The sequence below is a fragment of the Pseudoalteromonas sp. MB41 genome, assembly GCF_020966275.1.
Taxonomy (GTDB): Bacteria; Pseudomonadota; Gammaproteobacteria; order Enterobacterales; family Alteromonadaceae; genus Pseudoalteromonas; species Pseudoalteromonas lipolytica.
Genome location: NZ_JAJJZF010000001.1, coordinates 324,495 through 349,763, shown reverse-complemented (window position 1 = coordinate 349,763; position 25,269 = coordinate 324,495). Strand labels below are relative to the sequence as shown.

Below are 25,269 nucleotides of genomic sequence, written 5' to 3'. Positions count from 1 at the left end.
CTAATGCAGTTGATTAAAAACAACTGCCAAAACCGTGAACAAGTTGGCTATCAAATTAAACAACAGTCACCGTTAGCTAATGCAGGTGAAAACCGCCCCGCATTTTTAATTTACGATGTAATTGACTCTTGGTGGGGCGTATCTGCAGAAATGATTAAACGTGATTTGCTCACAGTAAGTGATGCCACGGACATCGATGTTTACATAAATAGCCCAGGTGGTGATGTATTTGAAGCGACGGCAATTTATTCAAGTTTAAAAGCGCATCCTGCAAAAATTCATGTTCATATTGATGGTATAGCTGCAAGCGCTGCAACACGTATTGCATTAGCCGGCGATACAATTGAGATTGCTGATTCAGGCTTTTATATGATCCATTACGCCTGGACACTTGCTTTGGGTAATGCACAAGAAATTCGTGATACAGCAGACATGCTCGATAAAGTTGATAACACCATTGTAAATGACTACGAAAAGCGTACAGAAGCTGGTGAAGAACAAGTTCGTAACTGGATGCAAGCTGAAACATGGTTTACCGCACAAGAAGCCTTAGAACACGGCTTTGTTGATAGCATTATGCAAGATGAAAGCACAGATAAAACTACCAATAAAGCTTGGGATTTAACAACGTATCAAAACGCACCTGAACCCGAAGCCCCTGAAAATATATTTCCGCAGCGTGAAAGGCTAGAACGATTTGCCAACATGTTGCTGGCAACTAGCTAGCTCCGCTGGCACAACTATCGAAAGCACCGAAAGGTGCTTTTTTTATACTTAAAATTGAGGAATACATTATGCCTAGCATTCAAGATAAGCGGGAGCAGCGCAAAGGTTTAGCTGTCACCCTAAACCAATTAGTCACAGATCATCCAAAAGATGAAGCTTGGACTGATGATAAGCAGAAAAAATATGATGATCTGGTTAATAAAATCGATGCATTAGACGGTGAGCTTGACCGTCATCAAAAAGTGCTCGATTTACAGGCTAAGTCAAAGCAAACCATTCAAGATCGTGCAGACCAAAACGGCATCTCTACTGATGAAGCTGAGCACCAAATTCAGCAAGAAAAAGCAGCGTACGCAACATGGCTACGTGGTGGTATGTCGGCGCTTAATGAAGAACAACGCGCAGCAGTACAAGCTCGTATTGATAGCCCTAAAAATACGATGAGCACTGGTCAAGGTTCAGAGGGGGGTTACCTCACTGCTGATGAAATTGCACCTGGTATTTCACAGGCATTAAAAGCTTATGGTGGCATGCGTGAACTGGCTACTGTGGTACCTACACAAACAGGTTCTACAATTCCTTGGCCTACAGCAAACGCAACCGCTGAGCAAGGTGAATGGTTAGCAGAAAATGCCACAGCAGATGACGAAGATACTTCATTCGGTGTGCGTAACATTGATACGCATATGATCAGCTCAAAAGTCATTGCAGTGCCATTCCAATTGTTGCAAGACACTCAATTTGACCTTGAGGGTTACATTAACAACTTAATCGGCCAGCGTATTGGCCGCACATCAGAAGATGCATTTATTAATGGTGATGGAACGGGTAAGCCACACGGTATTCTGGCAGATATCACTGCAGGTAAAGTGGGCGGTTCAGGCCAAATTGCAACAATTACTGTTGATGACCTTATTGATCTGGAACACAGCGTTGATCCTGCTTATCGCCGTAGCATGAAGTGCGGTTACATGATGAACGACTCTTCAATCAAAATTGTTAAGAAGCTTAAAGACAGCCAAGGGCGACCACTTTGGTTACCTGGTATTGAGTCAGCTGAACCAAATACAATTTTGGGCAAGCCATATGCTACTAACCAACACATTCCAGCTATGGCAGCAAACGCTAAGTCTGTGTTGTTTGGTGATTTCTCTAAATACATTGTGCGTGATGTATCACAAATGCTGTTCTTCCGCTTCACAGACAGTGCGTATAGCCGCAAAGGCCAAGTTGGTTTCTTAGCGTTTATGCGTACAGGTGGCCGCTGCATCGATGTAGGTGGTGCTGTTAAGTACTACCAAAATGCAGCCGCTTAATTGATGCTCCAATTGCCCCTGAAAAGGGGCTTTTTTATTTAAGTAAGGACTTAACCATGGCAGCTAAAAAACAAATTACTGCACGTGTACTGGTTGCATGCGTGATTGCTGATCAACTTTTTGAACCAAACGCACTTGTAAAAGGTGATGCTGAGTTACTTGAACCCCTTATAAAGGTTGGTGAGTTATCGAGTGACAAAGCAGCGGTAGAGTATTGCAGCAAAGAGCTACAAGTTGAAGTTGTTGATCTTAATGTGACAGGTGAAGACGCAGAGAGTGACACTGGCGACAATACTGACGGCGAAGAGTAACAACAATGAAAATGCTCCGAAAGCTAATCCAGGCGCCTTTGATTGAGCCATTCACCGTAGAAGAATTGGCAGCACATACTTATGCAGATGAAGATCACCATGATTATTTGCAAACCTTGGTACCGAGAGCGCGAAAACGGTTTGAACAACGCACTGGCCGTTTACTCGTAGAACAAACATGGCAATTTGCTATGCCTAAATTCTGTAAGGAAATTGTTTTACCTACCGCGCCGCTTAGGAGCATCACATCAATTAAATACATAAATACATTGGGCCAATATGTAACGCTTGAGCCAACAGAGTATCGCGTTGTAGAACATGGCTTAACAGCCACCATTACACCTAAATTAGGCGGAAATTGGCCAGCTGTCGGCTTTAAAGTAGCTGATGCAGTACAAATAGAATGCATCATGGGTCATACAGCTGTGGTGAATGATGCAATTGACGCAAATATGTTAATTGACAAAGACAAATACGACCTTGCTAAACAAGCCATTTTAATTTTAGTGGCAGATTGGTTTAGAAACCGTGAAGACACCGCACCCGTGCAGCTTTATGACATGCCAAATGCATTTAAAGCAATCGCAAACGAATTAGCGGTAGAACTATTATGAAAACCATGCCAGCCGCTAAATACAATTGCAAAGTAAGTTTTGGTAAAAATACCAAGTCAGATGACGGCTACAATACGGACTATTTCGCGCATGAATTTTTTAAGTGGGTGAACATTCATACTGGAGCGTCTAAAGAACTAGAGCAAAGCGGCCAGTTAATGGGGGAGGTTACCCATACAATCACCTGTCGTTATAGCAGTAAAATTAAAGCAACCCACCAAATCACATTTAAGCAGCGCCAATTTGAAATTATTGGTGAACCAATAAATCAAGATTTCGAAAATATTCAAACCATTATTGCTGTAAAGGAGATCACCAATGCTTGATGCAGGAATTGATATCTCGGGTTTAAAGCAAATGGAACAAGCATTACAGGATATTTCTAAAGAGATAGGTGCTAAAAAAGCGACAGGTATTATGACAAGCGCTATACGTGATGGTGCTGTGAAATATCAACAAGGTATGCAACGTAATGCACCTGAATCTGAACTTGCCCGCATAGTTAAAACTAAAAGCGGCCAAAAAGTAGAAATCCGTCCTGGCTTTTTAAAATCTCGCATTAAAATTCGTGCCAGCACAAATCGCACAGGTGCAGAAACAAAACGCTTTGGTAAAGGCGTTGTATCACTTGTAAAAGTAGGGGTTTTTAGAGTCCCTTATATAGTGCAGGTTGAATACGGGACTACTAATCAAAAGGCTCAACCATTTATTCGCCAAGCATTCCAAAAGCGGACAAACCAGGTCGTGGTAGTTATCAATCACCGCTTAGCAAAACGAATTCAAATGGCGCAACGCCGTATAGCTAAAAAGAACAAAGCACAATGATAGAAAATAGCATAAGAACAAAAGCTTTATCATCACAAGGTTTGGTGGCGCTTATTGGTGAAAACTTCCATCTGACGGAAAACCACAACAGCAAAGATAACTATATTTTGCTGACTGTGATTGATGATGACACGCCTATAGAAATTCACATGGAAGATAACCAAAGCGAAGCACTTGTGCAATTTGATTGCTACAGCAAATTACCAGTTAACGCTAAAGCAATAGCGAAAGAAATTGAATCAACTTTCAACAAAAAAGGGTTTGTCGATACGGATGTGAAAGTGCAATTAGCACTAAAAAATCGCCGCATACCCGACTTCGATACTGGCTCAAAGTTATACCGTGAGTCATACGAATACATTTTTCATTATCACAACATAATTAACGAGGTGTAAAATGCCAGATCCAATTCCAGCAACTGGCCTAGCAGCTGATACTGTTGACTCACATGGTTCAACACTGCAATTTTGTTCAACAGGAGAGCAAGCTGTTGACAAGTTTTTACCAGGGATTGACGTAATCCCTCAGGTAAACTCAGGCAAACAATGGGAAGATGATACCGATATTGGCGCTACAAGGCGTTCATACTTCGATAAAGCGCTTCCTGAAGATCAAGACTTTGAATTAGTCATGCGAGATATTCCTGGTAATGCAGACCAAAAAGCATTTACTGATCAGGTTGAAGCTTTCACAAATATCAGCATGAAAATTACTCGTGCTAGCGGTCGTGTTATTAACTTTGTATTTGTTCCTCAAGATTACTTTTCGGGAGAATCAGGCAAAGAGACTGGTAAGCAAATGTTTGCATGTATTGGCAAACTGCAAGAAGTTAATTTTGATACTGTTGGGGCTGGTGCCTAATGATTACAGCAGCAGAAATCATGGCGGGTAAACTCGCCACATCCACACGTGTGTTTGACGTAAAAGGTGTGGGTAAAATTGAATTACATCGATTGCCGGCTACTGATGAAGTGAAAGCAAGAGATGTGTTCTCCGATAAAAATGCTGATCCTAAAAAGCTGGAAAAGCTAGCTCAGCGAAACACTTATTACATGCTTCACGGTAAGTATGATGACAAAGAAGCTGCAAAACTACCTCAACTAATGGATGTAGAGCAGCTTGGAATGATCCACACAACAGGTTTGTTCTTTACAAACCTATCTCAAGATAATCTTGAAGCTATTGAAAAAAACTAAAAAAGCAGCCTGAGTTACATGCGCTCTGCAATTTAGCAGATAACTTAGGTTGCTCAATCTACGAATTACATTCACGTTTGCCAGCTGAAGAACTAGAGCTTCGTTTAGTCCATCAAGGATTAAACATGGGGCTAACGTTCGACCGTTCAGAGCAGCGCAAAATTGAACAAAGTAAAAAGCAACGTGAAACAGAAGCGTTTTTAAATACCTGTCCTTGGCGCCAACGTAAGAGAACTTAACTATGTCATCAATTGCAACACTCACTATCGACTTGATCGGTAAAAGTGGCAAGTTGTCGGCTGAGCTGAAGAAAGCCACCAAGAATACTCAATCATGGGCTGATAAAACTCGAAAATTGGTGGGTACAAGTACAAAAGCAATGGTTGGCTTTGGTGCTGCGGGTGTTGCTGCGTATGCCTCTATATATGCTAAAAATGCTGAATTTATAGACTTGCAAGCAAAAACCGCTGATAGATTAGGGGTAACTACACAAGCACTTGGTGGGTTACAGCATGCGGCAAACTTATATGGCGCAAGCAATGAAGAATTAACCAAGTCATTGCAGCGTATGCAACAGGGTCTAGGTCAAGTAGCCCAAACAGGCACTGGTGAAGCTAAATATGCTTTAGAGGGGCTAGGCCTAGCAATTGAAGATTTACAAGGTTTAGCGCCAGAAGAACAATTTAAAGTTATTGCTGACAAACTCAAAGATGTAGAAGACCAAAGTCAAAAGGTTTATATCGCGCAAAGCCTAATGGGTAAGTCAGGGGTTAAGATGATTAACCTTATGGATGCTGGCGCTGATGGTATTAGCGCGATGATGCAAGAAGCAGAAGATTTAGGCATGACCTTTGACCGTATCGATGCAGCTAAAGTCGAAATGGCAAATGATGCATTTGATAAAGCCCAAAAAACCACGCATAGCTTTGGCCAAACGCTAGCTATTGAAACAGCACCTATTATTGGCGCTATCTCTGATATGTGGACAGAATCAGCCAAAGAAGCCGGTGGTTTTGGCTCAATTGCGCAGCAAGTCGTCACAAAAGTAGCTTCAGGTATTGGCTTTCTGGCTGATATGGGTCGAGGCTTACAAGTTATATTTCTACTGTTACGCCAAGGGGTAGCAGAATTAGCTAACGTTGCAGTTCAAAGGTTTGCTGATGTAGCCCGAGCAATCAATCCAGTCCTAGAAGCTTTAGATATGGAATCGTCAGGGCTTAAGCAATTAGAAGAATTTGGAGATTCATTCTCTGCTACTACTGCTAACTTAGCAAAAGAACTAAGTGAATTGGCCATGGAGCCAATGCCATCGGAAAAAATAAAAACATGGATAGCCGATGTACAAACCAAGTTTGAGGCAGCAGCTCAAGAGCAAGTAAATAACCCTGATAAAAAAGATTTAAGTGACTTATTAATAAATTCAGATCCAAAAGTTACTGATGAAAAAGCGCAGCGATTAATTGATTCTGCTCGAAATCAATATCAGCAAATTTTTGATGCTCAACTAGAAGCTGAAGGCAAAGAGGTCGAACTTGAAAATAAACGCTTTGAACGTAAACAAGCTGAAATGGAGCGTGAGTTTCAACTACTTCGAGATAAAAACCTAATTACCGCTGAAATTGAAGCCGAATACCACATAGCTAAAGAACAAGCACTTTCCCAGCATGAGCAAAGGGTAAGCGAAATAAAGAAAGAGCAGCTTGAATTACGCGCTGAAAAAGAAAAAGAACACCAACAAAAGCTTGCAGACATTGAAACTGATAGAAAAAAAATGATGCAAGAAGGTTATGGTGGTCTTTTGGATGTGATGGGCGGATATTTTGATGGCATGGAAGGTAAAAATGCTAGTTATGCTAAGTCTGCAATGGCAATAGGCGAAACGATGCTCGATGAAGAGAAAAGAAATTCTTTACAGAGTATTTGGACCAATACTTATGACACTGCAATGAAAGCTTATAACGCGCTTGCAGATATTCCTTACGTTGGGCCTGTTCTCGGCGCCGCAGCTGCAGGTGTTGTTATTGCTGCCGGTGGTATGTACGCGGGTAAAGTGAGTGGCTTAGCATCTTTCGATGGTGGTGGTTATACCTGGGATGGACCAAGAACTGGTGGCCTCGATGGAAAAGGTGGCCAATTAGCTATGCTTCATCCTCAAGAGACTGTTGTTGATCACACAAAAGGACAGAGCTTAGGTTCAAATGTAACGGTGAATTTGTATGAAGATGCAAGTAGAGCAGGTTCGACAACACGTAGTTCAGGGCCATCAGGTGAAGAAGTAATCAATATATTTGTGACGAGTATACGCCAAGGAGGTGAAGCTTCAATGGTTCTTGAAAATACCTATGGCTTACAAAGGCAGGGGTTCTAAGTATGTTAGTTCGTTACCCCAAAGACCTAAAACTTCCCCTTGTTTCAACTCACCGATTATCTCAAAACCCTAATTTATTAAGAACTGAAATGGCGAGCGGCCGAGCTCGGCAGCGCAAGCGCTTTCAATCAGTGCCAACGACGATGGCTGCAACGTGGAAACTAAAGGCTGACCAGGCCGTTATTTTAGAAGGGTTTGTAAAACACGGTACCAACGATGCGGTTAACTGGTTTGTTATGCCAATTCGCACCCCCCAAGGCTTAATTGATCACGATGTACGTTTCAAACAAAGCCCACTGGAGTCATGCAGTTTCAATGGCGGGTTTTGGAGTTATAGCGCGAATATCGAAATTAAAGAGAGGCAGGTAGTGAGTGAAGAAGCTACTGCTAATAACTTATTAGAACCAAACACCTTAGATGAATTTGTTAATGGCGTTTCTGACGCTTTAGATACTTACCAGGAGAATTAGAGTGGCCAAGTCATTTTTTAGTTTAGTTACAGAGCTTGAGACCTTACTTGGTCAATTGAATACTATTTTAGCAGGTGCTGATGATGAAACAGTGCAAGTAAACGGTGTCACAAAAGATAGTATATCTAAAGCAATTAAATCTAATTTTGAATCATTAAGAACTATGGTTAGTGGTAAAAAAAGCTTTTCAACACTTTCTGAACTAAATGCAGACTTAGTTCACCCTAAAGATACATTAGCGGAAGTTTGGAACGACCCTACAGAAAGTAATAATGGGGTTTATGGTAAAATTGGAGATAGTGGAACAGGATCTTGGCAAAAATCAAAGTTTGATTCTTTTAATCAGCTATATAATCAAATATTTACTGCTAGCATTAAGTTTAAGTCACCACTTTTGACTCAGGGTGAAGTATTTAATGGTGCTTCTCCTTTTGACGGTGAAAATGTATCACAAGATACAAGCGTAGGTGGTTGGATAATTCCCCAAGGCGAAACTGGTGGTAGTACATACAATCGCTATATATTTGACTTTTTAGCAAATGATTCCGCAAGTTATTCAGGCAGAAAAGCAAGATTTATTGTGGTTCTTGAAACAAGCCAAAATATATTAGAGTCAATACCAAACTGGGTTCATCAAGTTAACACAATTGGTACGACCGGGAAAATCACCAACAAAACATACTATCAAGAATCAGATAGAAAGCTAGTTATTTTATTTGACTATGAATTTTCTGGCGATGAAACGCGTGTCTCTACATATTTGCAAGTTTCTAATTCAAACCCTGCTGTAGGAAATGACGTATGGGTTAAACTTTTATCGCAAAACTGGTCGTTTATTGATGCACAGTCAGGTAGTGATGTTTTAAATAAAGAATTGACCGCTGTAAAAGATGACATCTCATCTCTTTCAAACAAGTTAAGTAGCAACAATATAACTTCTGGCGAATTATTTCCTTATACAACATTTCAGTCTCAGTTATTTAATGGTGCTGAACTTTTAGAAGATGGTAATGGTTTATTTTTACCTGCGGGTTCAAATGGTGTTAATTCATATATTACTTTTTTATTGCCACTTGATAATTTTGCATCTAATTCAGGCACGAAAGTTAGGTTGCGGTTAGAAATAACAACATCTGATAACTTATTAGACTACTTAACATTAGCATCGAATGTAAACGGTACTGAAGGAATTGCCCAAGCAGTAGCTGGAAGTATTAAGAAAGAGCTGATAGATCAAAACACAATTTTAGTTACAGCTGATTATATTTTGAGAGGCAGTACAAATGAAAGAATGGGTATCTATGTTCAAGTTGCAAGCACTATCAATACAAGTGAAGATAGATTTTTTCATTTGAAATCGAACAGTTTTCAAATAGTTGAAAGTGACAATGATTTAGAGACTCCGAATGACATCGCATTAAAAGATAAGCTTGATAAATTAAATGTCTCATCAGGAGACTTAACAAATATTTTAAGTCTACAGGGGCAGCTATTTAATGGCTCTTCATTTATTAATGATAGTCGCGGACTTCTTATACCAGCTGGTTCTTCAGGCCAGTCAAGTTATTGCCGTTATTTATTCCCTATTGATTCACTAAATAAGTACAAGGGAGCAAAATTACAAATAGACTTGTTAGTAGACACCTCAGATAAACTAACTGATGAAACAAACCTAGCCTCTGCATTGTCAGTTTTCAAAAATGATGGAACCGCCAACTATAATGCAGTTTATGCATCTAAAGTAGTTCTAAGTGACTCACTGATGTTACTTAGATTTACTTGGGAATTAACAGGTGACGAGAAGCAACTAGGACCCTATTTCCAAATAGCCGGTTCATCGTTAAGATCAACCGATGGGTTCATTAACCTAAGAGATCTTAGATTTAAAGTAATCGATTCTAACTCTAAAGATGTATCAACACTTGAGGTAATAACGGACTTTCGAGAGGAGATTTCTAAATTACTATCAGAAGTAGTAACTGAGCCTACTTACTTTAAGGTTGTGACTGTTAAAAAGGATGGTAGTGGTGATTACGTGTCTTTAAAAGATGCTTGCGCCATAGAATCAGGGAAATCTAATTTAGAAAGAGTGAAAATTGAACTACATGAAGGGGTTTATTCAGAAAGCAATTATCACATTCCTAATTTTGTTGATGTAGTTGGCATAGGAGATAGAGATAGAATTTGGTTAAAGGGTGAATTGCCAAATGATGTTGAAGTATCAAGCATTCCAACATTCCAAACAATTTGGATGAATCGAACAAGCAAGTTAATCAATATTAAAATTACGGCCAAAAATATGCGGTACCCTATACATTCGGATAGTGGAGCAAGCCCATATAAAGCTTTGCAACACATAATAGATTGTTATGTTGAACACTTTGGTAATCAAGATGCACGAGATTATCAAGAGAGCATAGGAGGTGATGCAAACTCTGTTTGGGGAGCTGAGCATGCTTGGGGTTGCGGTACTCATTCTGGGCAACAGATATATAGCATAAGAACAATTTGGGTAAGTAAAACGAGCCCGTTTTATTTCCATACAAATAAAGACTTTAAAGAGCCTTGCTATGTTGAGCTTAATAATTCTAAATCGATCTGTACAACAGATGATGGTCATGCAATTGTTCTTCAGGCGCTAGGTTCTGGCCAGCCAGATAGATTAGTAATAAAAGACAGTGAACTAAGAGGCCATTTGAGAATGAATGATGCTCCTTGGTTGTCTACTAAGCAAGAAAATCAAAAAGCGAATAGAATGGAGATAGAAGTTCATATCTCTGGTTCTACGAATGTCGCATGGGCAGCTACTCAAACGGCTCAAACTCTAGAGTTACGCTCAATAGAAGGTGCCAATTCATCGGTTCTTGTTGATGGTTCCGCAGCAGATGCTTTATTTGGAATTCCTGATTATAGAGTTGGCTCTATTGGGCTACCAGCAAAAGTTTATAGTCAATGGTCTATTGTTGGCAGTATTGAAGGTGTTTCTTTAGGGCAGCGGCTTGGCGATTGTACTTCAGCACATAAAGTTTTGAACATTACATTTGATAGTGTTGAGAATACAAGCTTAATACTTGATCAAGACTATTCACAAATGAGTAATTCCACGGTATTAGCGGAATTAAACAATGCTTTAAATGATAATGAGCGTGCGTTTTATATATCTAATCCTTTCGAAAATGTAGCGAAAATTTACCAGCCAGAGCACGAAGTAACTGTTAAAAATGTTTCAAACTCTGGAATTAAGAGAGGTGATGGCATAGCTATGGAAGGGAGTATGTTAAACGCTCGCTTAATGAAATCTAGTGATGATAAAGACTTGTTTTTAGGTATTGCATTAGAAGATATACCTGCTGGCCAGCTAGGACGAGTTCAAAAATCAGGTGCAATAAATATTAATCACATTAATGTTGAAAATATTGAAAATATTAACTTTAGAGACCAGGTTGAGATTTCTGATATAGACGGCACCTTTAGAAAAGGTACTACAACTCCACTTCTTTTCTGTAGTGAGATAAAAAACTCAAGCTATGTTGGAAAGGTTATGGAGTTTAAATGAGTGAAGTACTCCAACGCATCTACGCAAGTGCCCCAGTTAACGACATTCCTATTCACACACTAGAACTTAAGGCTGCCGATTTATGGGAACTTAGGATTTGTGATGGCTTTGATGAACTAATTGCCGGTATTGAAAATGGCGACATGGTTACATTTAAAGCCAGCGGTATGGGAGTGTCGTTACCGCAACGAGGTGTGAAAGGGCGCCAGGACTTACAATTTCAAATTGATAATGTATCTGGTGAAGCACTTGCACTGATTGATCAGGCAATTGATGCGGGCGTAAAAATTGATGTAATTTACCGGGTCTATGTATCGAGTGACTTAAGCGAACCTGCAGAGCCGGCAGTTACAATGAAAGCTGCTGACGTTCAAGCTACTTCACAGAGCATCAATGTAGTTGCATCATTTAATGATCTTGTAAATAAAGCTTGGCCTAACAAGCGCTATACACCTTCCATTGCCCCTGGGCTCAAATACTTCAGTTAATAATGTCATACACAATTAATGATTATTTAAGTGTTCCCTATGTGAATGAGGGGAGAGATATGTTTGGTTTTGACTGTTGGGGTCAAACTCGGCATCGCCTCCATCACTATTATGGTCAACCATTGTTCGAATCGTTTGGCCATATTCACCCCGACGATAAAAGTTTGCTTACTGAAGCGTATCAACAAATTGTTTCTAGCTTTAGACCCTGCGAGCCATCACCCGGTGCAGTGGTGTGTGGTTTTAAGTTTGGTAGCTTAATTCATATCGGCACAGTTGAACTGATCGACGGTAAGCTTGAAATACTGCACACATCCCGCCGTAAAGGGCCATCCATTGACAGCATCGATGACTTCAAACGGTTATTTAAAGAGGTTAAATTTTATGAATACGTGGGTTGATATCAAGGTTTACCCAAACAAATTAGACCCGTCTTTAATGGAGCCTTGCAAATGTAAGGTAGGTTCGACACTTCATCAATGGCTGACTGAAAATGTCCCTGCTTATTATGAAAGTGAAGAACCACTATTTACTGTGCTTATTAATAAGCAGATCTTATTACCTACAAATTGGAAGACTTATCAATTTAAGGCGTGGGATGATGTAAATATTATTGTTGAGCCAAAAGAGCCTGCCACTATCGCTTATGCGGTTATTGCTGTAATCGCTGTGGGTTATGCCGTATACACTGCAAACCAAATCCCCGATAACTATAACTCGACGACTCCCGATGGCAGCAGTATTTATGATGTAAATACCCAAGGAAATAAGCCCAGGCTTATGGGCATTATCCCTGAAGGAGCAGGGCGCCATAAAATTTACCCTGACTATTTAACAATGCCACGACGAGAATATATTGATAATGAGCAATGGCTTTATTTAATGTTAAGCGTAGGTGTTGGGCGATATGAAATATTATCCAATGAAATGTTTATCGGTAATACTCCAACAACAAGTTATGCCGGCGATATTGATATACAGGTGTTTGAACCAGGCGAAAACGTAACAGGCCATGAAGCATTCAGAAATGTTTATACCTCAAGTGAAGTAGGTTCAACTTCAGGAAGTACCGGTATTGAATTAAAAGGGCGCGTTACTTCAACAGGGGGCGATAATGGCTCTTATGAGTACTCTTTCGCTGGTGATGAGCTATTAGTTCATTATGTTGAGTGGGATGCTGAGCTTGGTAGGCCTCTTCGCTTTAAATCAGTTCCACCATTTTCAGTTGGCGAAGTTCTTTCAATAACAGGCTCTTTAAATGGCCAAAACGATGGGTATTTTGAGCTGCTAAACAAAGATTCAGATGGTAGCCAGGTGAATAAGGTTGATGGGCAGTCCCAAGATGACCCAACATGGACAAGTTTTGTAACTGAAAGTACATCGAGTGCAACGGTTATCGTCGAAGATGGTGGCGGCGATGGTCAATTTAACGGGCCCTTTTTTGCGTGCCCAGCAGGTGAAGTTACTGACAAACTTTGGTTCGATTTTCGTTTACCACAAGGTTTAGGTGAACTTGATGATGATGGTAATTTTTTAAGTCGCACAGTCACCGTTCAAATAGAATACCGTGCTGAAGGTGCTCAAGACTGGACTGCAGTTGATGACGAAGTATTTACCAGCTCTACAAATGATGAACTAGGGCGAACGGTACCAGTTACATTACCATCTAAAATAAGGCCTGAGGTAAGAGTAAAAAGGGCCACTGCAGCAACTGACGATACGCGTATTTATGACGATATATTTTGGACTGCCCTTAAGGCCGAATTAAACAGCGCGACTAGTTATGATGGTTTAACCACCATAGCAATTAAGATCCGTGGCACAAATGCTTTAGCCGGCACAGCTGAAAATAAATTTAATGTTATTGGTACCCGTATTTTGCCTGTGTATGAAAATGGCGCTTGGAGTGCACCAAGGCCAACAACTGATATAGCACCATTCTTTGCACATGTATTAAAAAGTGCAGGGCATAGCGATGACAAAATTGGTTTAGAATCACTAAATACATTACATCCTATTTGGCATGGCCGTGCAGATGAATTTAATGCTGTGTTTGACAGTGAGAGTACTGTTTTTGAAGTTCTTAAACGTGTTCTTGCCGTCGGTTTTGCTGAGCCCACGATTGATTATGGGAAAATCACACCTGTACGAGATCAAAAGCGAACAATCTTCCGTCATATGTATCAACCCGATAACTATGTTGGCATGCTTAAGCGCTCTATCAAACTAATGGACGATGATGAACCTGATGGCATCGAAGTCGAGTACTTCGACCCAGTTACTTGGAAGTCAGAAACGATACTTTGCTTGTTAGCGGGTGACGAAGGCGCTAATCCTGAAAAAATCAGAGCTTTTGGAATAACAAACCGCGACAAAGCGTATCAGTTTGGTATGCGAAAACGCCGCATTCGTCGTTATCGTCGTACTCGGTTTGATTTCAAAACTGAAATGGATGCGCTGAATTCAAAGTACTTAGACTATAGCGCAGTTGCTGATGATATTCCTGGATATGAACAAACGGGTACTGTTGTAGGGCATGTTGGTCGCTCTATCTACCTTGATAACCCTGAACTGAAATGGCAAACAGGGCAAACACATATTCTAGCGTTAAGAAAGCCAGACGGCACTCTATCAGGCCCTTACAATGCTTCACTTGGGACTGAGTCCAATGAAGTCGTCATCGATGCTGATTTAGACTTTACACCGGTACTAGACGGTTCAATTGAACCACCCCTTTATATGTTTGGGATCAGTACACGATGGTGTAATGGTGTGCTTATAAAAGATATTAAGCCGTCATCAACAAATCAGGTTTCAGTAACCGCTGAGCTTGATGATGAACGAGTTTACCTAGATGATGATAGCCCGGCGCCAACAACAACAAGCATCACAATTCCAAATATTTATTTTTAATTTAATTGCAATTTAATGGCTTAAGATTGATAGTTGTTCTTCAAATATAGAGGGATTGAGTTTGAAAAATAAGGTTTTAATCGGGCTAGGTGTATTTGTTTCATGCACCATTCTAGTGATTTGTTTGCGATTTGCATTTAATTTTGGTGTTGATTTAGGAAATCAAAATGCAGAACGTTGGTTAACGGTAGCTAGTTTTTATAATAATGCTTTAAGCCCTGGGCTTTTGATTATTTCAATAATACTAATTTTCTTTACTTGGCAAACAAGTAAAAAGGAACTTGAAGCTACACGTGAGTACATTCATGACTCAAGAAGCTTTGACCTATTTAAAGTGCACTTGAGAGAGTTTTGTGAGGATTTATCAAACCCTTTATCCAAAGAATTAGTCGAAAATTCAGTAGATACATTTATAGAGTATGGAAAAGAAAGACTAATGAAAGATATTGAGCAGTATTTCAGAGAAAACAAACTTACTTTTCCTGAAAGAATTGATGCAAGGTTGTATAAAAGAGAGTTAACGAGAAAGCTTGGTGATTGTAATTTTGGCCAGGTTATTTTGTGTACTTTACATACTGAAAGAAAAAAAGCATATCAGCAGTTTTTAACGCTTAAATCTTTATCTAAAGAGCTTTTTAAAAGTGATCAAACGCTATATGCAGAGTCTATTTTTACTCACAAGTTCACTGAATTGTTGAGAGATATTAGTTTGGTTAAGGATAAAGAGACGTTTATAAAAGAACTGATTTTTTGTGTAGGAAAATATAGATTACCGAGTCTAATTGAGCTAATTGAAGGTGAAGATCCTAAAGTGAGTGCCATCGTAAGAGAGATAGAAAAACGTCTGAAATGATTTCACTGTACTAGCGTAGTAATACGCACCGCACATAACATAATTCACTTCACGAAATCCCGCCTTTAAATTATACTGTCTTTATATACAGTGTTTCGGTTTTTTCTATGTTAGTTATTCCTATTTATATCGAAGCAGGTATCACGGGTTTTGAATCTCCTGCAGCTCAATACAAAGAGCTAGGACTATCGCTTGATCAGCTCTTAATTAAGCATCCTGATGCTACGTTCATTGGCATGGCTTCAGGGCAGTCTATGCAGGGAGTAGGTATTTTTGATGGGGACTTGCTGTTAGTTGATAGAGCTGTTGATGCGAGTAATGGTGATATTGTTGTTGCTAGTTACAACGGTTGCTTTGTATGTAAGATCATAGATAAAGATAACCGGTTGCTGTTATCAGCCTCTGATGAGTTTAAACCTGTATATGTTTCACCAGAGGATGATTTCTGTTTAGAAGGGGTTGTAACCAGAAGCATTCGCTTGCATAAGCCTTGTGCTGAGTTTTTATCAAAATGATAAATACTTGTTTTACAAAAGAGTAAAAGGACTTTTAAATTAAGCTGGATTATTTAGTATGTTGTTAGCAACAAAAATAATACCGTTAAATGGTTGTTGAGTCCTGTCGATTGTACTATCTCATTAAGGAAGTTTTTTATGGCAGTTTTAGAGTGTGCTTTATGTGGTAAGCCTACGGAAAAGTTAACAAAAGAGCATTTACCACAAAAAGCGCTTTACCCTAAAGAGTTAAGGAAAACGATTCCAAACTTACATACGGTTAAAGCCTGTGAATCATGTAATAATGGCTCTTCAGAGAATGATGAGGTCTTTAAAGTGTTTATTGGCTTTATGGCTAACCTGAATGGAAATACGCTGTTTAATAGTGTCAGTAAAACACTTGAAAAAAACCACAAATTAAAAAGAAGTCTTTTAGAAAATTTAAATATAGAAGAACGTTACGGGCAAAAAATAAGGCTATGGAATGCAAGAGAGCATACACAAATAGTTTTAGATTCAGCTGAAAAATGTGCTAAAGGGCTTTATTTTAAGGAGTTTGGCGAGGTACTAATTAATAGTAAATCAATTTCACTTGTTCCAACACCTTTTGTTTATGAAAAAGATAAAGTAGAAGTTGAAGATAGACTAAAGGATGCTGAGTGGCTTAGTGTGAACGGTCAGACAGTAAACTATACTTTTGTAGAGATGAAAAATACTGACATATATATCATCATAAACTTTTTTTATACGGCTGAATTTGTATTTTGCATAAGAGATAAAGACTATGACAAAAAGGTCAAACAAGGCTTAATAAATTTATATCAGTAGATAAATTTATCATCATAGTGCTTTTAGCTATATTTGCTACAGGGTTTGCTAAAAGCTTTTTATGACAGATTCAATTAAAGATACTTAATTATCACCCGCTAATAAAGCGGGCTTTTAGGCACTGAAATTGTCCTCACACTTCGTTTTATCTTTTCTATATTCTCAGATAGCACCCATAACATGCCTGCGAGGGTATCTTTATCCATTGCCTCAAAGTGGTCTTCAATACACAGTGCATTGATTGCTGCTTCTGCTTGATAAATATTTTTATCTAGTTCGTTTTTTAGTTGTAGCGCTTTGTTGTTTTGCATTTGGTATTTCCTGATGTTTTCGTTGAGGAAAAGATACAAGTGATTTTGTAAGGTAAAAAGTGAAAATATTTACGTCCTATGGTACAAATTACGTCCTAAGATACGTATTTGGCTGTTATTAGATTAAAAGGACGTAGTAAATGAACCAAATAACACCAGAAAACTTAAGAGCTTTGCGTAAAAAATTAGGGTTATCAAGTCAACAAGCAGCTGATAGTGTTTATAAGAACCTAAGGTTATGGCAAAGATACGAAGCTCCGTTATCAGCAAGTAGCAGTTTGAGAATACCCCCAGCGACATTGGAGCTATTTTGTTTGAAACATGGTTTACCTTACCCACCAAACAAACAAGGCAAATTAGGTAAATTAGTTAGCTTTTATGGCGGCCAAGGAGGGGCAGGACATACTCTACTTACAATTGATATAAGTATTGCTCTTATGGCAGATGGATATGAAGTTTTAGTAATATCGGATCGAAATGGAAGTGCAATGTTTGGTGAAATGTCAGTTAAGCATAACTACCCATTCCCAAGAACTATCCAAGTTGATGAATCAAATAATATGAGATTCACAAATGATTTGAATATTCCTTACTCTTCGTCTCCAAAATCACTAAAACATATTATAGAAAATTATGATTTTGTTTTCCTTGATATTAACCGTACGCTTGCGATGGATTATTTTGACGAACTTGAACCAGACTTGATCATAGCTCCAGCTAAAATTAATGAAGACAATATTCGCAATAGAACGGCATTCAATAATGTTAATAATTTATCCAGTAGGTTAGCAGAGCGAAAAAATGTTAAGACAAAACTTGCCTTGTTGATGGTTGCTGTATCAACGGACTATGCCTTTAGTCCAAGTTATCATGGTTTGTTAGATGAAAATGCAGATGATTATGAGGAAGTGAGAGATTATTTCTATCATCAACAAGAAAAAGATCAACAAGACCAAGAAGAACTTTTAGAGCTATTTAATAGTTTGGGGAAGCTGGCCAATGTTCAATTTATGAATAGCTATACATCAGATGCATATGATAACTATCGGGAAAGATATGCTAAGGGGTATAGTATATTTCATAAAGCACCGAATTCACTTCCAGCTCATGAATTACGAAGTGTAAAAAATGAAATGTTAAGGATGCTAGGTATACCGGATAAAAATTTATAAATTTTGTCAGCCTTAAACTTTATATAGATTAGTTTTGATTTTTTAATTAGTATGATTTTTATACATAAAACTTAAGGAGAGAAATATGAAGGACCAACTATTTGAAGCGCTGAGATGTTGGGCTCGAAAACCAACTTGGTTTACTGGTCATCCAAGTGATGAAAGTAATTTTAAGTTAGCGGTATCCAATGTAAAAAAGTTACCATTTACACCGACAAAAGATGAGATTTGTGAAGCAATTTTAGAACATCAAAAAGACGCCCCAGCAGTTCTTGGTACACCAAAAGATATAAGACCTCAAGCTGAACAGTTCGCTATAAAAATAGCTAAGAAGCTTTAGTCCAAAGCGCAGTTTTGGATCTATTTTGGATCAGTTTGATAAATAAAAGAGACTACACCAGACCTTAACGGCATAGTAAATAATACCCCTGTGTAGTCTGCATCCATTCTATCAGGGGTTCAAATCCCCCCAGCTCCACCAATACAGTGTTCGGTTACCACCGAAGACGACCTGAAACCCCTTAAACCTTCTAGGTTTGAGGGGTTTTTTGTATCTGTACTGTTCGACGTTGTTTTGCACTTTTCGGGTAACGATGTACCATAGAGTGGCCCACCAAATTGATAGGCCAAAAGCCATGGGCCATAAATTCAAAGTGACCACATTCAGCAGGTGCAGACAATGCCTAAAGTAGCGACTCGATTAAATGATACTCAAATAAAAAGAGCTAAAGCTTCAGATAAAAATTATGAGCTATCAGATGGCGAAGGTTTAATTTTAAGAGTTCTTACATCAGGAACTAAATCTTGGATCTTTCGATATAGTCCTCCCTATACCAAAAAAAGAACAAATATTAGCTTTGGTACTTACCCACTAATTACTCTAAAAGAAGCTAGGCAATTAAGAGAAGAAGCTCGCACATTACTCGCAAAAAACATTGATCCAAAAGAACACAAAAAACAGGCTGAGGCATTTGAAATAAGCGAAGCTCAAAATACTTTTAGGCTGGTGGCTCAAAAGTGGTTCGAAATAAAAAAGACTACTGTGACAGAAGGCTATGCTGAGGATTTATGGAGTTCTTTAGAAAACCACTTATTTCCTCGACTAGGAGATAGAGCAATAAGAGACTTAACCGCGCCTTTAGTTATTGAAGTGATGCAACCTTTAGCAGCGCGAGGAGTGTATGAGCAAATAAGACGTCTTTGCCAACGTGTAAATGAGATCATGACGTATGCCGTTAATACGGGAATTATCCATGCTAATCCATTAGCTGGAATTAAGAGTGCCTTTCAGTCTCCTAAACGTAATCACATGAATACCATTGAACCAGAAAGGTTACCTGAATTATTAGAACGACTAAATCGTGCAAGTATAAAATATACAACGCGTTGCCTCATCGAGTGGCAACTACATACATTATGCAGGCCTTCAGAAGCAGCTTGTGCTAAATGGTCTGAAATAGATTTTGAAAATGAAATTTGGACTATTCCTGCAGAAAGAATGAAAGCAAGGAAGGAGCATAAAATTCCTTTAACTAAGCAATCTCTACACTTGCTTGAGCTTATGAAACCAATAAGTGCTCATTTAGAATATATATTTCCTGCGGACCGAAATCCTAGAACTCACACCAATCCACAAACAGCAAATGCTGCATTAAAAAGAATGGGCTTTCAAAACATTCTAGTCGCTCATGGCTTAAGAGCTTTAGGTAGTACAATCCTTAATGAAAAGGGCTTCGACCCTGATTTGATTGAAAGCGCATTGGCCCATACTGATAAAAATGAGGTTAGGCGAGCATATAACCGAGCTCAATATTTGGCTCGCAGAAAGGAAATGATGGAGTGGTGGAGTGAGCATTTGATGGATTGTTTTTGAGTTGAAGCGTATTTTCGGTACTTGAACATGATTGAAGATAACAAACATTCTCAGTTTACCCTGTGGCTTGCCCCTTAGTGAGTCTAAATGAAGCTGACTAAGGGGGAAGCTTTCCTCAATAGATTAGCTATGGAATTGATTGCACTTACAGCTATTTTTTTACTATATTCAATGTTTTTATACTCGTAGCAAATTCATTGCTTACTAGAAACAATAAAAGGTATTTTAGATATGATCAATGCTTGTCTGGCTTTACAAGCATACTAAACCACAGGATGTAAGAGTAAATACAATGAATTTAGTAAATTAACATGTTTGGTTTCAATCTAAAATTAAGGGTTTAAAGGGGAAACCCTAATTTTATCTTATTTTATTTGAAATAAACTCTTAATTTGCTAAGAATAGTTAAAAAGGGATTCAGAAATATTATTTACTGTAATTGCGGGAAATAATTATTTCTTATTGCAAGGATGTTACATGCCATTTGATCTTTCCAACACACTCGTTGTAGGTATTTCTGCAACCGCACTATTCGATATGAGTGAGTCCGATAAAATTTTTAGTGAAACTAAAAATTTGGATCCTGATAAAGCAATAGAGCTATTTCGGGAGTACATGAAAAAACATGAATCTGAACCTTTAGAACCAGGTACAGGTTTCCCCTTAGTAAGAGCTCTATTAGGGCTTAATAAATTCATGCAGAGCACGGATAAATCTCCCTTAGTTGAAGTTGTAGTTATGTCTAGAAATAGCCCTGATACCGGTTTAAGAGTTTTAAATAGCATTCGGCATGAAAAATTAAATATTACAAGGTCTGCTTTTACTGCAGGTGAATCAGCTGCTGACTACGTTGAAGCTTTTGATGTCGATTTATTTCTAACTACTGATATTGCAGATGCACAACAAGTTATTGATTCTAAGCACTCTGCTGCAGCCATTTTAAAAACTCCACCCAAAGAAGAATCTAGTATTCCTGATGGGCAGGTAAGGTTGGCCTTCGATGGAGATGCAGTATTGTTTTCTGATAAGAGTGAGTTAGTTTATAAATCCCAAGGAATGGAAGCTTTTCATGCACAAGAGGATGCGATGCAAGATACTCCTATGGAAGAAGGCCCTTATGCTACTTTGTTAAAAAAATTAGCAACTTTACAAGATCGCCTACCAATGAGAGTCGAGTATTCGCCTGTTAGGATCGCTATTGTTACCGCAAGAAATAGTCCATCAGAGATGCGTGTCATAAAGACTCTGAGAGCATGGGGGGTGTATGTAGATGAAGCATTTTTCCTTGGAGGCTTGGAAAAGGGAAAAGTACTGAAAGCTTTTAGGCCACATATTTTTTTTGATGATCAAGATATACATCTCGAAGCTGCAGCAAACTTGGTACCATCGGGGAAGGTTCCCTATTTGAGTAATTCACAATTAAAGAATACATAAGTTTAAGTATACCAATAGAAGGAAATAAGAAGGATGCTACCAATAATTATAGGTGGAGTTGCTGCTGTTACAGCTATAGGAGCAGGGCTATATGCAAGAGCTAACAACAAAAAGAGAAGCACTATTTCATTAGGAACTTTTGCTATATGGGGTAGACCCAATAGTGGAAAAACGACTTTTGTGTATCAATTACAACAAAAAGAGTTACCAAAAGAAAAAAGAGCAACTACTGAAATGATTCGCTTTAAGGATATAAAACCATTAACTTATGAAGATAAGAGTTTCAAAATTGAGGAAATTACAGATTTCCCAGGAACTGATGATAGAAAAAGATCATGGAAAAAGTTGGTAAAAGAAAAACAGCATATCTTTTACCTTATAAATTTATCAAAGCTTGAGGATAAAGAATATATACTAAATGTTAAAAATGACTTAAAACTTACTGTTGAAGCAATTAGTAATACAGGTATAAATAGCATTAAACCCGTTAACATAATTTGTACCCACCTTGATAAATCTACATTTAAAGATATAAACCCTTCTGAAGTTAATAACAAAATCCAAGATAGTAGTGATTTTAAAATAATCTTTGAAAAACTTGAGAGCTTAGGGGAGGAACTGGTGAACTCAGAAGGTATTGTTGGTCATGTTTATTCTGCAAATCTTATAGACAAAAAAAGCTTTAGGAACATGTTAAAGAGTATTTCTTATGATATTTATGGGCAATAAAAGATTATTCAAAACATATTTTTATACTCAAACATTAGATGGTGCTGGGGGTACGCAGTATTTTAAATTAGAACGGAGATCTTGCCGGATTTTTCACCTAAACTCTTCCTCAAATGAGGGGGAGCTTATAAGGCAAGTTCTAGATAGTTTTTCTGATACTGGCAGGCAATGGAGAATAGCTAATCACACTATAAATTGCAAAGTCACGTTTTATGGAGATTGTCTAATTTGTCTAGAGCCGGACACTAGAGATGAAAGTGGTAGAATATCACCCATTATGATGTTACTTAATGTCTATGATAAAAAACTAAATTTGGACACTGAGCTAGTTGAGAATTTAGAGAGGTTAACAAATAGGAAGTTTAATGAATACTATAAGAGTAATATTAAGCACCTTTTTGATTTTTTAAATGGAAATAAATTTTATTTGTTTTTTCATATATTATTTAATAGTAAAGGTTTTTAATGATAAATCATTATACAAAGAAAGTTTTAATAGTTGATGATAACTTCATGAATGAGCTTAAAGTAAGTTCGCAAACAGATTTTAACAAATTTAATGAAAGTCAGCTGGATACAGAGATAGTTATTTTGCCTGTTGCTAATGAAAAGCTTGATAGTTTAATTAAAGTAACAAATCCATCAAATATAAAGCCAGGTGAGATACTTGTTAAAGGGGATTATAGTAATCAGTTTAATACAATAGATAGCTTTGCAGAAGATAGCACCCTAAAAAAATACAGGATTTGGGTAAATTTGTGCGTAGCATTAGGAGCAAAGTCAATAACTATTCAAAATATTGAGAATTTGAAATCTGCTAAAAGTAATAATGATTCATTTAAATTAGATATTAAAGCTGAACAAGCGGTAACAGCTAAGGCTAGCGCTAAATTCAAATCTGAAAATAACAATTATTTTGATGGTGTCGAAAGTAAGATTATGAATATGAATATCATAGCTTCAGGTTGCGAGCCTGACTTCGATGCTGCAAATAAAATTATGCAAAGATACAATCTATTTCATGATGACATGTTTACAAGTATTTTAGAACTACGAGAATTAACATTTAATCCTATCAGTAAGCATGAATTTGAGCTTGACTTCTCAAAGGATTTTAATCAAGTGTTTGACTCAACATTAAATGCGCAATTAGATTTGATGTGTAAGTTTGCTAAAGGTAAAACATCACTAGAGAAAGTCAGAAACTCTTATGAGGAAATTAAATCTGCTATAAAGGTTAATGTTATTGTTGAGTTTTAAAAAAAACTTAATTTTTATAAAGGGGGTGAGAGTGTTAAAGTAAATTTTATTTAAACTTTAATTATTTTTAGTATCTTCAGACATAAAATATTGCGCTCAACCTATCTTAAATTTAGTTATTTAACTCTAGGTTGAGCTATACATTTATTCAAATAATACGACTTATTTTGTTAGTCCAAAGATATTACTCCAGGTAAAGATGCACCAACTTCAGCTAACTTAATTTTTAAATTTTGTTTATCAATTTCATCTTCTATGTTGAGGGCTTTAAAGATAATCATTAAATCCTCAATTATTTTTGTACCATCTAGTTTCACAAGGCACTTTCTTTTTTGGGTTTTTAAAATTGAGCTAGTATCAAAAATTTTAATTTCTGCATAATATTCCAAGTTATTAGTTTGATAGATGGTCAAACTATACTCAGATAAATTCAAAGAAGAGTCATACTCTGTCCGGTCCTTTACTTTGGCTTCTGGATACGAGAATGGAAAACAATTCAAGTGCTTTTTTAAACTATATTGTTTGAAAAATTTATAAGTATCTAATAGCTTTTTATTTTTTAATTGGCCAGACAAGTTCATGATGCTACTTCCCCTGATAACGTATTCCTCTTCGATTGGTAAATTTTTTAACGAAAAAACCGTGTTTTCGAAATTAAATTCTTTTAACCCGCAAAGGCCATATGCCATATGGCCTAATCGTTGGAAAAATGTTATGTAAATTTCATCCTTAGTCGCTACATGGATTTTATAAAGAGCTAATATTTCTTTTAGACTTGGGCCTTGATATGCAATATTTGACTCTTTTTGAGATAGTGGGAAGGTGAATGTTAATGATTGAGGTTCATATAAATCGAACCATTCTTTAAAGGCCTCATCAGCTAATAATTCATGCAATTGGCTCTTTAGATTCAATTCATCGTAAGGCTCCGCATCGTTATTTAGCAGAATCATTTGTATTGTTTTCAAAAAGGCTGGGCAGCACCAAACCTCATTAAGCTTCTGTGCAAATAGAATATCGTTTACAAGGTTATATGATTTTTTAAACTCAGAAGTAGTGTTGAGCTTTTCGGCCTTAATGTAAATACCAGCGGCAAGACTATTTGGTCTGCCATAATGACTTGTTAGCATATCTAGAGTTTCATTTTGAAGTTTTCGCTCTCCTTTCTTTGCTCTTGATAGCAGTGATGGGTCAATATCAAACTCTTCGCATATCTCCGCTTGAGATTCGCCTCTTCTTTCTGCAACCTTGATCGAATGAACAACAATTAACTGTGACTCAAGCTTCGTATAACTACCCATATAATTTCTCCGTTGGTTAAGGTTGGAAAGAGTATTTATCAAATTGTTTTATTAGTCATTGTCAATTACTGTCAATTTTTGTCAATTTATTTTTTGGTGACTCTTTCCACGCACTCTTTCGATGGGATCAAATATTTCTATCATGCCAAGCTTATTTTTACGGATTGCACTCAGAAACATGCGTGACGACAAAGTTATGACAGTTTCTTTTTATGTCGCGCATATGTCATA

26 protein-coding genes are annotated in these 25,269 nt (G+C 37.7%); 24 read left to right on the top strand and 2 right to left on the bottom strand.

The genetic code is table 11. From position 1 onward, the window contains the following. Positions 1-3: 3 nt before the first annotated feature. The 18 genes from LPA49_RS01615 (at position 4) to LPA49_RS01530 (ending at position 16,958) form a co-directional block, all read left to right on the top strand. Positions 4-726: a head maturation protease, ClpP-related gene (locus LPA49_RS01615; protein WP_230235323.1), complete on the top strand. Its 723-nt coding sequence runs from the start codon at positions 4-6 to the stop codon at positions 724-726. Positions 727-794: 68 nt separating this feature from the next. Further along, positions 795-2,042, top strand: a complete 1,248-nt coding sequence (locus LPA49_RS01610; protein ID WP_063528664.1) for a phage major capsid protein — start codon at positions 795-797, stop codon at positions 2,040-2,042. A gap of 56 nt (positions 2,043-2,098) precedes the next feature. Continuing rightward, on the top strand, positions 2,099-2,353 hold the full coding sequence (locus LPA49_RS01605) for a hypothetical protein (protein ID WP_230235321.1): 255 nt from the start codon (positions 2,099-2,101) through the stop codon (positions 2,351-2,353). Positions 2,354-2,358: 5 nt separating this feature from the next. After that, a complete protein-coding gene (locus tag LPA49_RS01600; RefSeq protein ID WP_230235320.1) occupies positions 2,359-2,967 on the top strand; it encodes a head-tail connector protein in 609 nt (202 codons plus the stop codon). Next, on the top strand, positions 2,964-3,293 hold the full coding sequence (locus tag LPA49_RS01595; protein WP_230235318.1) for a phage head closure protein: 330 nt from the start codon (positions 2,964-2,966) through the stop codon (positions 3,291-3,293). The genes LPA49_RS01600 and LPA49_RS01595 overlap by 4 nt, the downstream gene beginning before the upstream one ends. Further along, positions 3,286-3,792, top strand: a complete 507-nt coding sequence (locus LPA49_RS01590) for an HK97-gp10 family putative phage morphogenesis protein (protein WP_230235316.1) — start codon at positions 3,286-3,288, stop codon at positions 3,790-3,792. The genes LPA49_RS01595 and LPA49_RS01590 overlap by 8 nt, the downstream gene beginning before the upstream one ends. Beyond that, positions 3,789-4,187 (top strand): hypothetical protein, encoded by a 399-nt coding sequence (locus tag LPA49_RS01585; protein WP_230235315.1) that lies wholly within the window; start codon positions 3,789-3,791, stop codon positions 4,185-4,187. Before LPA49_RS01590 ends, LPA49_RS01585 begins: the two co-directional genes overlap by 4 nt. Before the next feature lies 1 nt (position 4,188). Continuing rightward, entirely contained in the window at positions 4,189-4,653 is a 465-nt protein-coding gene (locus tag LPA49_RS01580; RefSeq protein ID WP_230235314.1) for a hypothetical protein, read from the top strand. Beyond that, positions 4,653-4,988, top strand: a complete 336-nt coding sequence (locus LPA49_RS01575) for a hypothetical protein (protein ID WP_230235312.1) — start codon at positions 4,653-4,655, stop codon at positions 4,986-4,988. The genes LPA49_RS01580 and LPA49_RS01575 overlap by 1 nt, the downstream gene beginning before the upstream one ends. Positions 4,989-5,229: 241 nt before the next feature. Continuing rightward, positions 5,230-7,356 (top strand): hypothetical protein, encoded by a 2,127-nt coding sequence (locus LPA49_RS01570; RefSeq protein ID WP_230235311.1) that lies wholly within the window; start codon positions 5,230-5,232, stop codon positions 7,354-7,356. Positions 7,357-7,358: 2 nt separating this feature from the next. Further along, positions 7,359-7,826 carry a hypothetical protein gene (locus tag LPA49_RS01565; RefSeq protein WP_230235310.1) on the top strand — a complete coding sequence of 156 codons (468 nt, stop codon included), beginning with the start codon at positions 7,359-7,361 and terminating at the stop codon, positions 7,824-7,826. A 1-nt stretch (position 7,827) separates the two neighbouring features. Continuing rightward, positions 7,828-11,382: a hypothetical protein gene (locus LPA49_RS01560; protein ID WP_230235308.1), complete on the top strand. Its 3,555-nt coding sequence runs from the start codon at positions 7,828-7,830 to the stop codon at positions 11,380-11,382. Continuing rightward, positions 11,379-11,870, top strand: coding sequence for a DUF1833 family protein (locus tag LPA49_RS01555; RefSeq protein WP_230235306.1), 492 nt, complete (start codon positions 11,379-11,381; stop codon positions 11,868-11,870). The genes LPA49_RS01560 and LPA49_RS01555 overlap by 4 nt, the downstream gene beginning before the upstream one ends. 59 nt (positions 11,871-11,929) lie before the next feature. Then, a complete protein-coding gene (locus LPA49_RS01550) occupies positions 11,930-12,271 on the top strand; it encodes a hypothetical protein (RefSeq protein ID WP_230235303.1) in 342 nt (113 codons plus the stop codon). After that, the gene (locus LPA49_RS01545) at positions 12,255-14,783 is read left to right on the top strand and encodes a host specificity factor TipJ family phage tail protein (protein WP_230235302.1); all 2,529 of its coding nucleotides are present in this window, start codon (positions 12,255-12,257) and stop codon (positions 14,781-14,783) included. Before LPA49_RS01550 ends, LPA49_RS01545 begins: the two co-directional genes overlap by 17 nt. A gap of 61 nt (positions 14,784-14,844) precedes the next feature. Then, entirely contained in the window at positions 14,845-15,636 is a 792-nt protein-coding gene (locus LPA49_RS01540; protein WP_230235300.1) for a hypothetical protein, read from the top strand. Positions 15,637-15,743: 107 nt separating this feature from the next. Then, positions 15,744-16,151, top strand: a complete 408-nt coding sequence (locus tag LPA49_RS01535; protein WP_230235299.1) for a LexA family transcriptional regulator — start codon at positions 15,744-15,746, stop codon at positions 16,149-16,151. A 138-nt stretch (positions 16,152-16,289) separates the two neighbouring features. Beyond that, entirely contained in the window at positions 16,290-16,958 is a 669-nt protein-coding gene (locus tag LPA49_RS01530; protein ID WP_230235297.1) for a hypothetical protein, read from the top strand. Between the two features lie 98 nt (positions 16,959-17,056). Here the strand turns inward: LPA49_RS01530 and LPA49_RS01525 are convergent, their stop codons facing one another. Beyond that, positions 17,057-17,269, bottom strand: a complete 213-nt coding sequence (locus tag LPA49_RS01525; RefSeq protein ID WP_230235296.1) for a hypothetical protein — start codon at positions 17,267-17,269, stop codon at positions 17,057-17,059. Between the two features lie 140 nt (positions 17,270-17,409). On the opposite strand from LPA49_RS01525, the gene LPA49_RS01520 reads away from it, so the two are divergent. The 6 genes from LPA49_RS01520 to LPA49_RS01495 all read left to right on the top strand — a co-directional run bounded on the left by LPA49_RS01520 (position 17,410) and on the right by LPA49_RS01495 (position 23,737). After that, positions 17,410-18,441, top strand: a complete 1,032-nt coding sequence (locus LPA49_RS01520) for a hypothetical protein (RefSeq protein ID WP_230235294.1) — start codon at positions 17,410-17,412, stop codon at positions 18,439-18,441. 85 nt (positions 18,442-18,526) lie between these two features. Further along, positions 18,527-18,781, top strand: coding sequence for a hypothetical protein (locus tag LPA49_RS01515; RefSeq protein ID WP_230235293.1), 255 nt, complete (start codon positions 18,527-18,529; stop codon positions 18,779-18,781). A gap of 339 nt (positions 18,782-19,120) precedes the next feature. Further along, complete coding sequence (locus LPA49_RS01510; RefSeq protein ID WP_138617019.1) at positions 19,121-20,314, top strand: integrase domain-containing protein; 1,194 nt, start codon at positions 19,121-19,123, stop codon at positions 20,312-20,314. Between the two features lie 477 nt (positions 20,315-20,791). Continuing rightward, positions 20,792-21,748, top strand: coding sequence for a 5'-nucleotidase (locus LPA49_RS01505; RefSeq protein WP_230235291.1), 957 nt, complete (start codon positions 20,792-20,794; stop codon positions 21,746-21,748). A 33-nt stretch (positions 21,749-21,781) separates the two neighbouring features. Beyond that, complete coding sequence (locus tag LPA49_RS01500; RefSeq protein WP_230235290.1) at positions 21,782-22,477, top strand: GTPase domain-containing protein; 696 nt, start codon at positions 21,782-21,784, stop codon at positions 22,475-22,477. A gap of 465 nt (positions 22,478-22,942) precedes the next feature. Further along, positions 22,943-23,737 (top strand): hypothetical protein, encoded by a 795-nt coding sequence (locus LPA49_RS01495; RefSeq protein WP_230235288.1) that lies wholly within the window; start codon positions 22,943-22,945, stop codon positions 23,735-23,737. A 170-nt stretch (positions 23,738-23,907) separates the two neighbouring features. Here the strand turns inward: LPA49_RS01495 and LPA49_RS01490 are convergent, their stop codons facing one another. After that, the gene (locus LPA49_RS01490; protein WP_230235286.1) at positions 23,908-25,038 is read right to left on the bottom strand and encodes an aromatic-ring-hydroxylating dioxygenase subunit beta; all 1,131 of its coding nucleotides are present in this window, start codon (positions 25,036-25,038) and stop codon (positions 23,908-23,910) included. Between the last annotated feature and the right edge of the window lie 231 nt (positions 25,039-25,269).